The organism is Intrasporangium calvum, assembly GCF_028446585.1.
GTDB lineage: Bacteria > Actinomycetota > Actinomycetes > Actinomycetales > Dermatophilaceae > Intrasporangium > Intrasporangium calvum_A.
The window spans coordinates 1-12,418 of sequence record NZ_JAPFQL010000100.1 but is presented as its reverse complement, the minus strand read 5'-3'; the positions used below and the strand labels follow the sequence as shown (position 1 = coordinate 12,418).

Here is a 12,418-nt window from a genome sequence, read left to right as displayed (position 1 = left end):
TCCCTCGCGCGTCGGGGACGTCAGTCGCCGATGCGCAGGCCGTTCTCGGCGTTGAAGATGTGCACGTGGCCGGTCTTGGGGCGCAGGTAGACCGTCTCGCCCTTCTCCGGCGGGCGGCGGCCGTCGACGCGGGCGATGAACGGTGCGTCCTTGGCCTCCTCGCCGGTGGACTCGACCTGCTTGGCCTTCGCCGACCCGTAGATGTAGGCGTCGGCGCCGAGCTCCTCGACGACGTCGACCGTCACGGGGATGCCGTGGCCGTCCTCGGCCGTCTCGAGGTCCTCGGGGCGAACGCCGAGCGTCACGTGCGAGCCTGCGCCGGAGAGGTGCTCGCGCTCGACGGGCACCGTGTGGCCGCCGACGTCGACGCCGCCGTCGACGACGGCGACGTCGAGGAGGTTCATCGCGGGGGAGCCGATGAAGCCGGCGACGAAGACGTTGGCCGGGTGGTCGTACATCCGGCGCGGCGTGTCGCACTGCTGGAGGATGCCGTCCTTGAGCACCGCGACACGGTCACCCATCGTCATGGCCTCGACCTGGTCGTGCGTGACGTAGACGGTCGTGACGCCGAGGCGCCGCTGCAGCGACGCGATCTGCGTGCGGGTCTGGACGCGGAGCTTGGCGTCGAGGTTGGAGAGCGGCTCGTCCATCAGGAAGACCTGGGGGGAGCGGACGATCGCGCGGCCCATGGCGACGCGCTGGCGCTGGCCACCGGAGAGGGCCTTCGGCTTGCGCTCGAGGTACTCGGTGAGGTCGAGGATCTTGGCGGCCTCCTCGACGCGCTTGCGGATCTCGGCCTTGTCGACGCCGGCGATCTTGAGGGCGAAGCCCATGTTGTCGGCGACCGACATGTGCGGGTAGAGCGCGTAGTTCTGGAAGACCATGGCGACGTCGCGGTCCTTGGGGGACAGGTTGGTCACGTCGCGGTCACCGATGAGGATGCGCCCGCCGTTGACCTCCTCGAGGCCGGCGAGCATGCGCAGGGAGGTGGACTTGCCACATCCCGAGGGGCCGACCAGGACGAGGAACTCACCGTCCGCGATCTCGATGTTGAGCTTGTCGACGGACGGCTTGGGGTTGCCCGGGTACTGCCGCGTCGCGTTGTCGAACGTCACTGTTGCCATGGCTTCTTTGCCTCTCCTTCACCGGCAGGAACGTGCCGGACGATCCGTTGTAAAGGTGCCCTCGGTTGGTGGGGCCACCTGCATCATGTCGTATGCCGCTGGGCTGGGTCCACAGGTCGTCCGCGGTGCGGCGCGTGCTCAGGGTGCGGGAGGCAGGTGGTCGGGCGCGGGTGTGGAGAGGCAGATCACTGCAAAAAATTGCAGCAAGTACTTACAACGGCCTGAAAGATCTTGCTATGGTCCTCGCACCGGTGGCGGCGTGTGCCACCCGGCTTCAAAGGAGAATCCATGCACAAGCGTGCGTTTGGTGGCGTGGCCGTGATGGGTGTCGCCGCCCTGGCCCTCAGCGCCTGCGGTGGGTCGACCCCGACCCCGTCCAGCACTCAACCCGCCCCCGCCGCGTCGGAGACGACCACCGGGGTTCCCGAGACCCCGACCGGCACGGCAGCGCCGGTTCGTGACGCGAACGTCGACCTCGTCATCTGGACCGACGCCGACCGCTCGAAGGCGGTCCAGAAGTACGCCGACGAGTTCGCCGCAGAGAACGGTGTGACCGTCAAGGTCCAGATCTCGACCGACACCCGCGCCCAGTTCAAGGACGCGACGAAGGTCGGCAAGGGCCCCGACGTCATCGTCGGCGCCCACGACTGGCTCGGCGAGCTGGTCCAGAACTCCACCGTCGCCCCGATCAACCTCTCGGCCGACGTCGCCTCGCAGTTCCTGCCGAACGCGATCGCCGCGACGAAGTTCAACGGCCAGTCCTACGGCGTTCCCTACGCCGTCGAGAACATCGGCCTGATGTACAACAAGGACCTCGTCCCGAACCCGCCCAAGACCATGGACGAGCTCGTCGCGACCGGTGAGCAGCTCGTCAAGGAGGGCAAGGCCAAGCAGGTCCTGTCGCAGTTCGTCTCCAAGACGGGCAACGCCTACTTCGCCTACCCGTACCTGTCGGCCTTCCCCGACGGCGGCATCTTCGCCGTGAAGGACAACGGCGACTACGACCCCAACAAGCTCCTCGTGAACAGCCCCGGCTCCATCAAGGGTGGTGAGGTCCTCGCTGCTCTCGGCAAGAAGAAGATCCTCTCGACCAACGTCGACGACACGAACCAGGACGCGCTCTTCGACACGAAGGCCGCCCCGTTCATGATCAGCGGCCCGTGGAGCGTCGCGAAGGCCAAGGAGGCCGGTGTCAACTACGGCATCGCCCCGCTCCCGAGCCTCGCCGGCGGCGGCGCGATGAAGCCGTTCCTCGGCGTGCAGATGTTCTACGTCTCCAGCAAGGCGAAGAACGCGACGCTCGCGCAGGAGTTCGTCACGAACTACATCCCGCGCAAGGAAGTCCAGCTGGCCCTCTTCGAGGTCGGCAAGCGCCCGCCGGCCCTCAAGGCGGCCTACGACGAGGTCGCCGCGAGCGACCCCGACGTCAAGGCGTGGTACGAGGCCGGTGCCGATGGTCTCCCGATGCCGAACATCCCCGCGATGAACTCGGTCTGGGGCCCGTTCGGTCAGGCGACCGCCGACATCATCTCCGGCAAGTCGGACCCCAAGACGCGTCTCGACGCGGCCGCCAAGGAGATCGCGGCGAACATCGCCAAGGGCTGAGCTCCCTGATCTGAAACGGCTTCCGGGGCCCGCCGCAGCGGCGGGTCCCGGAGGTCCGTCCCCCGCACCGGGGGCTCAGGGGAACTTCACGGCTCCCCCTTCCTGCATCTACGGCAATGGCGCCGGGCCGGCGCAAAAGGAAGTGGCTCATGACCAAGCTCACCGCCCTCGTCATCAAGTGGGTGCTCATCGCGCTGGCCCTGGCCGGTGTCCTGTGGGTCGCGACGCAGCTCGCGATCGCCGGGTACACGATGGCCGTCATCGTCGCCGGCATGCTCGGCATCGGCATCCTCGCCGTCTACGGAACTCGCCGGAACGTGCCGCTGAAGTACCTGCTGCCCGGGATGCTGCTCCTCGTCGCGTTCCAGCTGTGGCCGATCATCTTCACGGCCAGTCTCTCCCTCACGAACTACGGTGACGGGCACCTGATCTCCAAGGAGGAGACGGTCACCGACATCATCGCCCAGTCCGTGCGCGAGGTCCCGGACAGCCCCCGCTACCGGATGTCCGTCGCCACCAAGGAAGGGGCGTCGGCGACCACCGGCGACCTCGTCCTCCTCCTGACCAAGCCCGACGACACGATGTTCGTCGGTGACACCGGCGGCCTCGAGCCACTGCCTGCCGACGGCGTCGAGAAGACGACGACGGGCAAGATCACCAAGGCGCCCGGCTACACGATCCTCACGGCCCGCGAGGTCAATGCGCGGAGCAAGGACCTCTCGGCCCTGGCGGTCCCGACCGGCGACGGCGGCGGGATCAAGCCCGTGGGCCTCTCGGAGGCCTTCGAGGGCAAGCCGTCCGTCACCTACGACGCGAGCGCGGACCGGCTGACCGACTCGAGCACGACGCCGCCGACGGTCTTCGAGCCGAAGAACGCCCGCTGGGTCAGCACCGCCGACCCGTCCGTGGCCTTCCCGCAGGGCTGGCAGGAGAACGTCGGGTTCGCGAACTTCACGCGGATCTTCACGGACGAGACCCTGCGTGCCGGCTTCGTCAAGATCTTCATCTGGAACGTCGTCTTCGCCGTGGTCTCCGTGCTCTCGACGTTCCTGCTCGGGATGCTGATCGCCCTGCTCTTCAACGACCCTCGGCTCAAGGGCAAGGCGATCTACCGGTCGCTGCTGATCCTCCCGTACGCGCTGCCGGGGTTCATCACGGCGCTGGTGTGGCGGGGCATGTTCAACCAGGACTACGGCCTGATCAACGGCGCCCTCGGCCTCAACGTCGACTGGCTCGGCTCACCCTGGGGGGCCAAGGCCGCGATCCTCATCACGAACCTGTGGCTCGGTTTCCCCTACATGTTCATCGTCTGCACCGGCGCGCTCCAGTCGATCCCGCGGGACGTGCGGGAAGCGGCGATCATCGACGGCGCCAACGCCTTCCGCACGCTGCGCTCGATCATCATGCCGCTCCTGCTCGTGGCAGTCGGCCCGCTGCTGATCGCGTCGTTCGCCTTCAACTTCAACAACTTCGGGCTCATCTACCTGCTCACCAAGGGCGGCCCGTTCGACGGCAACGACACGAGCATCGGGTCGAGCGACCTGCTCATCACCTACGCCTACCGGCTGGCCTTCTCGGGCAGTGCGCCGAACTACGGTTTCGCGGCCGCGGTGTCCGTCGTCATCTTCATCATCGTCGCGCTCATGACGATCCCGGCGTTCCGCCAGACCAAGGCCCTCGAGGAGGTCAACTGATGTCCACCGTGAACGCACCCGTGCCGGCCGACCCCCGGCTGGAGACCAGAGTCGATGCCGCCGTGGGACGCCACACCGAGACGCCAGATCGGGGAGGCCTGGGCAAGCGGGTCTGGTGGCGGCACCTGCTCGGCATCCTCGCCCTGGTCTGGGCGCTCTTCCCGATCGTCTTCATCTACTCGGCGGCCACCAACCCGAGCGGCACGCTCAACACGGCCAGCCTCCTGCCGTCGGGGTTCTCGCTGAGCAACTTCGACAAGCTGTTCTCCGACCCTGCCCGCCCCTACTGGAGCTGGTACAGGAACTCGATGATCATCTCCGGCGTGGGGGCGCTGGCAGCGGTGTTCATCGGCGCCTGCGCAGCCTTCGCGTTCTCCCGCCTCCGGTTCACCGGTCGCCGTCCCGGGATGCTCGCCCTCCTGCTCCTGCAGATGTTCCCGGCGATGCTCGCGCTGGTGGCGCTCTACGTCACCTTCGCGAAGATCGGTGACGTCCTTCCGGCGTTCGGCCTCAACACGTCGATCGGCCTCATCCTGGCCTACCTCGGCGGCGCGATGGGGTCCAACGTCTGGCTGCTCAAGGGGTACTTCGACACCGTGCCGAAGGAGCTCGACGAGGCGGCGACGGTCGACGGGGCGAGCCACGCCCGGATCTTCTTCACCATCACCTTGCGTCTGGTCATGCCCATCCTCGTGACGGTCTTCATGCTCGTCTTCGTCGGTCTCTACGGCGAGTTCATGCTCGCCAGCATCTTCCTCACCGACGTCGAGAACCAGACGCTCGGCGTGGGCCTCTACGGCATGACCCTCGGCAACGACGCGAACCAGTTCTTCGGCCAGTTCGCGGCGGGAGCCCTGCTCGCCTCGATCCCCGTCGTCGCGCTGTACCTGGCGTTCCAGAAGCAGTTGGTCGGCGGCCTCACTCAGGGCTCCGTCAAGTGAGCGTGACTTCCGTATGCCGCTGAGTCCGGTTCCCGACAGCCGTGCCGTCGGACTGCACCTGCCCCACCACGACGGCTCCCGACGCTACGTCTCCGACCTCGCTCCTCGGCTCGGCGACGTCGTCGACGTCCTCGTGCGCGTGCCGCTCGAGGCGGAGGTCGACGCGGTCCATGCCCGCACCGCTCCGGACGGCGAGAGCGCGTTCACGCCGGGCCGGCTCGTGCGGACCACCGCCACCGACGCGTGGTGGAAGGTCCGCCTGACCTGCCACAACCCGGTGACCAACTACCGCTTCCTGCTCGTCGGTGGACCGACGAAGTACGCGTGGCTGAACGGGACCGGCGTGCACCACCGCGACGTGCCGGACGCGAGCGACTTCCGGCTCGTCGCGCACGACAGCCCGCCGCCCGGGTGGGCGGAGGGCTCGGTCGTCTACCAGATCTTTCCCGACCGCTTCGCCCGGTCGGCTCGGGCGGACCGTCGGGAGATGCCGGACTGGGCGATCCCGGCGCAGTGGTCCGATCCGGTGGACACGCGGCCGCACGCGGTGGCCCACCAGCTCTACGGCGGCGACCTCGACGGGATCATCGAGCACCTCGACCACCTCGTCGCCCTGGGGGTGGACGTCGTCTACCTGACGCCCTTCTTCCCGGCCCGCTCCAACCACCGCTACGACGCGGCGTCCTTCGACCAGGTCGACCCGATCCTCGGTGGGGACCGTGCGCTGCAGCGTCTCAACAAGGCAGCGCACGAGCGGGGCCTGCGGGTGATGGGGGACTTCACCACCAACCACACGGGCGACGCACACGAGTGGTTCCGCACGGCCAACGGGCCGGGCGGCAAGCGCACCCCCGAACGGGACTACTACATCTGGGAGGACGGGAAGTACGTCGCCTGGCTCGGCGTGCCGTCGCTGCCGAAGCTGAATCACCTCAACGAGGGGCTGCGCCGGCGCATCTTCGACGAGCCCAGGGGCGTGGTGCGCCGCTGGCTGGCCCGCCCCGGTCGCCGGGAGGGGCTCGACGGTTGGCGAGTCGATGTCGCGAACATGACGGGCCGGTGGCGCGGCACGGACGTCAACCATGACGTGGCCCGCCAGATGCGCGACTCGATGGCGCGGCACGCGCCGGACGCGCTGCTCGTGGGGGAGCACTTCCACGACTACACCCCCGACGTCCCCGGCGACGGCTGGCACGGGGTGATGAACTACTCGGGCTTCTGCAAGCCCGTGTGGAACTGGATCCGGGATGACGCCGCGGACCCGATGACGATGGGCGCACCGGCCCCACTCCCCGTCCTCGAGGCCGGCGCAGTGGTCGAGACGATGCGGGACTTCACCTCACGCATCTCCTGGCAGTCGCTCGTGCACTCCTTCAACCTCGTCGGGTCGCACGACGTGACGCGGCTGCGCACACTCGTCGCCCACGACCCCAGGCTGGTGGAGGTCGCTGCGGGGCTGCTCTTCACGATGCCGAGCCTCGCGATGCTCACCTACGGCGACGAGATCGGCATGGAGGGCGACTTCGGCGAGGACGGTCGCAGAGCGATGCCCTGGGACGAATCCGCTTGGGACCGAGGCATCCACGACATCTACCGCGGCCTGATCGCAGCGCGCCGCTCGAGCGACGCCCTTCGCCGCGGCGGGCTGAGGTGGGTCCACGCCGACGGCGATGCCATCGTGTTCCTCCGCGAGAGCCCCACGGAGACTGCGCTCGTGCACGTCTCCCGGGCGGCGCACGAGTCGGTGCGGGTCCCCGTGCGGCAGCTGGCCGGCGTCGAAACGGGCCGAGCGGCATACGGTCCAGCTGTTCGTCTCGGCAAACGGGCTGTCACACTGAACGCTTCGGGGCCCGGCGTGCGGATCTGGACGTGGGCGCCGACAGACGGCGGCGCGCAGCCGCGCCGACAGGGGCGAAGGAGTGGCAGTGAAGGCTAGGTTGCGGGACATCGCCGTGCAGGCGGGAGTCTCCGAGGCGACGGTCTCCCGAGTGCTCAACGGCAAGCCCGGCGTCGCCGACGGCACCCGGCAGTCGGTGCTCACGGCCCTCGACGTCCTCGGCTACGACCGGCCGAGCCGACTGCGGCGCAAGAGCGCCGGCCTCGTCGGCCTCATCGTCCCGGAGCTGAACAACCCGATCTTCCCGGCGTTCGCCCAGGAGATCGAGACCTCCCTGGCCCAGAACGGCTACACGCCCGTCCTGTGCACCCAGACCGCCGGGGGAGTCCACGAGGACGACTACGTCCAGATGCTCCTGGACCGGGGCGTCGCAGGCATCATCTTCATCTCCGGCCTGCACGCCGACACGAACACCGATCCGGAGCGATACATCGCCCTGCGGGAGCGGGGGCTGCCGCTCGTCCTCGTCAACGGCTACATCGAAGGCGTCGACGCGCCGTTCATCTCCAACGACGAGGTGGCCTCGATGGGCCTCGCTCTCGAGCACCTCGTCAGCCTGGGGCATCGCGAGATCGGGCTCGCAGTGGGGCCCGAGCGGTTCGTCCCCGTGATCCGCAAGATCGCCGGATTCCGCAACTCGATGCAGGAGCTGCTCGGCCGCTCCGACGTCGACGGGCTCATCGAGCGCTCGCTGTTCTCCGTCGAGGGCGGGGCCACCGCGGCGGGCCGCCTCATCGACAAGGGGTGCACGGCGGTCGTGTGCGGCTCCGACATGATGGCGCTCGGCGTGATCCGCGAGGCGCGCAAACGCGGCCTCAACGTGCCCCGGGACTTCTCGGTCGTCGGCTACGACGACTCGCCGCTGATCGCCTTCACGGACCCGCCGCTGACGACCGTCCGGCAGAGCGTCACGGCGATGAGTGCCGCGACGGTGCGTGCCCTGCTCGACGAGATCGCGGGCCAGCCGTCCCCGCGGGCCGAGTACGTCTTCCGTCCCGAGCTCGTCGTGCGCGGGTCGACCGGAGCGCTCCGCCGCTGACTCCCGGTGTTCAGGGGGCGGGGCGGCGGGCGGCTGCGAGCTGCTCCAGCGCCTCCACCACGGCCATCTCGTCCTCGACCCGGTAGCGAGCGGCGGTCGACCCGCGGCCGACCTTGACCGTGACGTCCTCGGGACGGGTCATCCGCGTGAAGACGTCCTCGTCGGTCACGTCGTCGCCGAAGTAGACGCGGGCCGTCGCACCGCGGGCCCGGCCCAGGGCAGTGACCGCGGAGCCCTTGTCGGCGTGCGACACCGAGAGCTCGAGCACCGACTTGCCCTTGAGCACCTTGACGCCCGGGTGGGCGAGAGCAACCTCACGGGCCTCGGCGACGGCAGCGTCGGCGATGTCCGGGGACAGCCCCCGGGTGTGGACGACGATCGCGGCGGCCTTGTGCTCCAGGCCGGCGGCCGGGTGGCGCTCCGTGACCAGCGTGGTGATCTCGGCGGTGAGGGAGTCCAGGAGGGCCTGGTCCTCGGCAGTCACCGCCGCGGCTTCCATCGCGGACCGGACGGCGTCGTCGGAGGACTCTGCTCCATGGCTGCCGATGAGGACGATCGGCTCCCCGTCAGCGACGCCCGTGAGGGTGCGCAGCGTGCCGAGGTCCCGACCGGACACGAGGGCGACCGTCGTTGCCGGGTGTGCGGCCAGCTCGCGGAGCGCCTCGAGGCCGCCGGCCACCGGACGCACCGCCATGGGGTCCACGTCGAAGGGCGCGAGCACGCCGTCGAAGTCGGTCGCGACGAGCAGCCCGTCGGCCGAGCCCGCCGCCACGAGGGCCTGCCGGAGCGCGACGTCGGGGATGCCACCGGGCCTGTCACCGGTTCTGTCATCGGTCCTGCCATCGGTCCTGCCATCGGGCTGGGTCTCGTGGCTCACTCGCCCGCACCCCGGCTCGTCGCGCCGACCGGATCGCCGTCGCCCTCGGTGAGCGGGCCCTCCCTGACGGTGGCGCTGGGGGCGGACTCGTGCGGAGCGACCGGGGCGCCGCCTCCACCCCGGGGGTCCGGCGCCGGCACGTCAGGTGCCGCGTCGAGGGCAGCGAGATAGCGCCGGGCCCACCGCTGGACGTCGTGGTCGGCGACCCTGCGTCGCAGCGCCCGCATGATGCGCTCCTTGTCCCGGGTCGGGGTGTTGATGGCCCGGAGCATCGCCTGCTTGAGGCCCTCGATGTCATGCGGGTTGCAGGTGAAGGCCTGGTGCAGCTCGTGCCAGGCCCCGGTGAACTCGCTGAGGACGAGGGCACCGCCGAGATCGTGCCGGCAGGTGACGTATTCCTTGGCGACGAGGTTCATGCCGTCGCGCAGTGGCGTGACGAGCATGACGTCGGCGGCCTGGAAGAGGGCAGCCATCTCCTCGCGCGGGTAGGAGTGGTGCAGGTAGTGGACGGCAGGGGCGCCGATCTTGCCGAGCTCGCCGTTGATGCGGCCCACGGTCTGCTCGATCTCCTCGCGCAGGGAGCGGTAGGCCTCGACGCGCTCGCGGCTCGGGGTCGCGACCTGGACGAGGGTCACGTCCGGTGGGCCGATGTGGCGCTCGAGGAGCAGCTCCTCGTAGGCCTTGAGCCGGTGTCGGATGCCCTTGGTGTAGTCGAGGCGGTCCACGCCGAGCATGAGGACCTTGGGGTTGCCCAGGCTCTCCCGGATCTCCTTGGCGCGCGCCCTGACGTCGGGCCGCTGGGCCAGCTCTTCCAGGCCCCGGTAGTCGATGGAGATCGGGATCGCCGTGGCGCGCACGCGGCGGCCGGAACCGTCCTCGAGGGCCACCCGCTCGCCCTTCGTCCGCAGGCCGAGCAGCTGGCGGCAGGCCCGCACGAAGTTGCGGGCGTCCGCCTGGCGCTGGAAGCCCAGGAAGTCCGCCCCGAGCAGCCCCTCGAGCAGGGCGGCGCGCCACGGCAGCTGCGCGAACAGCTCGACCGGTGGGAACGGGATGTGGTTGAACCACCCGATGCGCACGTCCGGCCGGAGCTCGCGCACGAAGGCCGGTGCAAGCTGGAGCTGGTAGTCCTGGATCCACACCCGGGCGCCGGGGGCAGCCTCCTCCGCCACGGCCTCGGCGAAGCGCCGGTTGACGCGGACGTAGGCTGCCCACCACTCGCGGTGGAACGAGGCGGGGACGATGACGTCGTGGTAGATCGGCCAGAGGGTGTCGTTGCTGAACCCCTCGTAGAAGTCGCGGACCTCCTCCGCGCTCAGGCCGACGGGCCGCAGGTGCATGCCGTCCTCGTCAAACGGGGCGGGCGCCTCGCCGGCGTCGCCGGACCAGCCCACCCAGGCCCCCGGGTTGGACCTCATCACCGACTCCATCGCGGTCACCAGGCCACCCGGGCTCCGGCGCCACTCGACGTTGCCGTGCTCGTCCACCTGCTTGTCCACGGGGAGGCGGTTCGCGGCGACGACGAGATCGAAGGTCTTCCTGGTGGACGTCACCGAATCAGCTCCTGGCAGTGTTCTTTCGAGGTCGGGCCCGGTCCGGCTGACCCGGAACGGGCGTGCGGTAGACGTGTCTCACTCTAACGACCGCACCTCTGGCGCCCCGAGTGGTCCCGTTCTAGGGTCGACTCAAGGGCAGGCCGCAGCTGGGTCCTGACCGAGCACGACACATCAGCACCCGCACATCACGGACATACCCGATCGTCGAGGAGGCCTAGCGTGAAGATTTCCGACGTTCTGCGCAACAAGGGTGGCGAGGTCGTCGTCATCAAGCCGGATGACACCGTCTCCACGCTGCTGGCCAAGCTCGCCGAGCACGGGATCGGCGCCTGCGTCGTCAGTGCCGACGGCACGCACGTGGACGGCATCGTGAGCGAGCGCGACGTCGTCCGGCACCTGCACTCCTCGGGGTCGGGCATCCTCGAGGGCAGTGTGGCAAGCATCATGACGAGCGAGGTCACCACGGGCACGGCCCACGACGACATCGCCGACATGGCGGCCACGATGACCGAGCTGCGCGTCAGGCACGTCCCGATCCTCGACAGCGACGGGCGCCTCGCGGCGATCGTGAGCATCGGCGACATCGTCAAGCACCGCCTGTCGGAGCTGCAGCTCGAGCGCGACCAGCTGCGCGACTACATCACGCACTGACGGCACGCCGCCCGCGAGCGGCTCAAGCGGGCTCGATGAGGCCCCCGGTCAATTACCGTAGGGGCATGGCTGCGCACGACCGGACCCGCTGGGTGCCCGCACCCCCCGCGGGTGCGCGGCGCGCCGGGCTCGACGGCGCCTCGGGACGCGGCCGGCCGCGCTCCGAGCGGCACGAGCGGCTGGGTCAGTACCGGCTCGTCGAGGAGATCGGCGAGGGCGGCATGGGCGTGGTCCACCTCGGGCTCGACCCCCGCGGCCGGGCCGTCGCGATCAAGGTGCTGCGCCCGCACGTCGCCACGGACGACGAGGCCCGCCTGCGGCTGCAGCGTGAGGTCGAGACGCTCTCGCGGATCCAGGACCACCGGGTCGCCACCGTCATCGACGCCGACGTCATGGCGCCGCGGCCCTACGTCGTCACCCGCTACGTCCCGGGTCCCGCCCTCGACGACTGGGTCGAGGAGCACGGGCCACTCGACCCTGACGCTCTCCTCCGGCTCGCCTGTGGCACAGCGGAGGCCATCAGGGCCATCCACGCCAGCGGGGTCGTCCACCGCGACATCAAGCCGGGCAACGTCCTGCTCGAGGACGGCGAGCCGGTCCTGATCGACTTCGGGATCGCGCACATCGAGGATGACGTCCGTCACACGATGGGTGGCCTCGTCATGGGCACGCCCGGCTACCTGTCGCCCGAGCTCGTCGACGGTGCCGCGATCACCGATGCGACCGACTGGTGGGGCTGGGCGGCGACGATCACCTTCGCGGCCTCGGGGCGGCCGCCCTTCGGTCGGGGTCGGATGGATGTCGTCCTCGCCAAGGTCCGCGCCGGTGAGGTCGACCTCGACGGAGTCGACCCGCGCCTCGTCCCCTTGCTGCGGGCCTCCTTGTCGCCCAACCCGGCCGGACGACCGCATGCGGACGACGTGATCGACGCCCTGGCGCGGTTCGCAGCCGGCCGGGCCGCCACCGTGCCGACACCCCACGGCGGGGCCTGGGATGCCGCGGCCCCCGCCGCGTCGCAGCCTCCGGGGTCCACCGAG

10 protein-coding genes are annotated in these 12,418 nt (G+C 69.8%); 7 read left to right on the top strand and 3 right to left on the bottom strand.

Features of this window, described 5'->3' with window-relative positions; translation table 11 throughout:
• Window positions 1-20 precede the first annotated feature (20 nt).
• Window positions 21-1,124 carry an ABC transporter ATP-binding protein gene (locus OO014_RS17285; protein WP_272463565.1) on the bottom strand — a complete coding sequence of 368 codons (1,104 nt, stop codon included), beginning with the start codon at window positions 1,122-1,124 and terminating at the stop codon, window positions 21-23.
• Between the two features lie 288 nt (window positions 1,125-1,412).
• On the opposite strand from OO014_RS17285, the gene OO014_RS17280 reads away from it, so the two are divergent.
• From OO014_RS17280 to OO014_RS17260, 5 genes are all read left to right on the top strand, one after another.
• Complete coding sequence (locus OO014_RS17280; RefSeq protein WP_272463564.1) at window positions 1,413-2,729, top strand: sugar ABC transporter substrate-binding protein; 1,317 nt, start codon at window positions 1,413-1,415, stop codon at window positions 2,727-2,729.
• Window positions 2,730-2,878: 149 nt separating this feature from the next.
• Complete coding sequence (locus OO014_RS17275; RefSeq protein WP_272463563.1) at window positions 2,879-4,423, top strand: ABC transporter permease subunit; 1,545 nt, start codon at window positions 2,879-2,881, stop codon at window positions 4,421-4,423.
• Window positions 4,423-5,364, top strand: coding sequence for a sugar ABC transporter permease (locus tag OO014_RS17270; RefSeq protein WP_272463562.1), 942 nt, complete (start codon window positions 4,423-4,425; stop codon window positions 5,362-5,364). The genes OO014_RS17275 and OO014_RS17270 overlap by 1 nt, the downstream gene beginning before the upstream one ends.
• A gap of 13 nt (window positions 5,365-5,377) precedes the next feature.
• A complete protein-coding gene (locus OO014_RS17265; RefSeq protein WP_272463561.1) occupies window positions 5,378-7,300 on the top strand; it encodes a glycoside hydrolase family 13 protein in 1,923 nt (640 codons plus the stop codon).
• Window positions 7,290-8,300: a LacI family DNA-binding transcriptional regulator gene (locus tag OO014_RS17260; RefSeq protein ID WP_272463560.1), complete on the top strand. Its 1,011-nt coding sequence runs from the start codon at window positions 7,290-7,292 to the stop codon at window positions 8,298-8,300. The genes OO014_RS17265 and OO014_RS17260 overlap by 11 nt, the downstream gene beginning before the upstream one ends.
• 10 nt (window positions 8,301-8,310) lie before the next feature.
• On the opposite strand, the gene otsB is transcribed toward OO014_RS17260, so the two are convergent.
• A complete protein-coding gene (otsB, locus tag OO014_RS17255; RefSeq protein WP_272463559.1) occupies window positions 8,311-9,177 on the bottom strand; it encodes a trehalose-phosphatase in 867 nt (288 codons plus the stop codon).
• Complete coding sequence (locus OO014_RS17250; protein ID WP_272463558.1) at window positions 9,174-10,727, bottom strand: alpha,alpha-trehalose-phosphate synthase (UDP-forming); 1,554 nt, start codon at window positions 10,725-10,727, stop codon at window positions 9,174-9,176. Before OO014_RS17250 ends, otsB begins: the two co-directional genes overlap by 4 nt.
• A gap of 222 nt (window positions 10,728-10,949) precedes the next feature.
• Here OO014_RS17250 and OO014_RS17245 point away from each other — a divergent pair, with 222 nt between their 5' ends.
• Window positions 10,950-11,381 (top strand): CBS domain-containing protein, encoded by a 432-nt coding sequence (locus tag OO014_RS17245; RefSeq protein ID WP_272463557.1) that lies wholly within the window; start codon window positions 10,950-10,952, stop codon window positions 11,379-11,381.
• A 65-nt stretch (window positions 11,382-11,446) separates the two neighbouring features.
• A partial coding sequence (locus OO014_RS17240) for a serine/threonine-protein kinase (protein WP_272463556.1) occupies window positions 11,447-12,418 on the top strand: 972 nt, incomplete at its 3' end.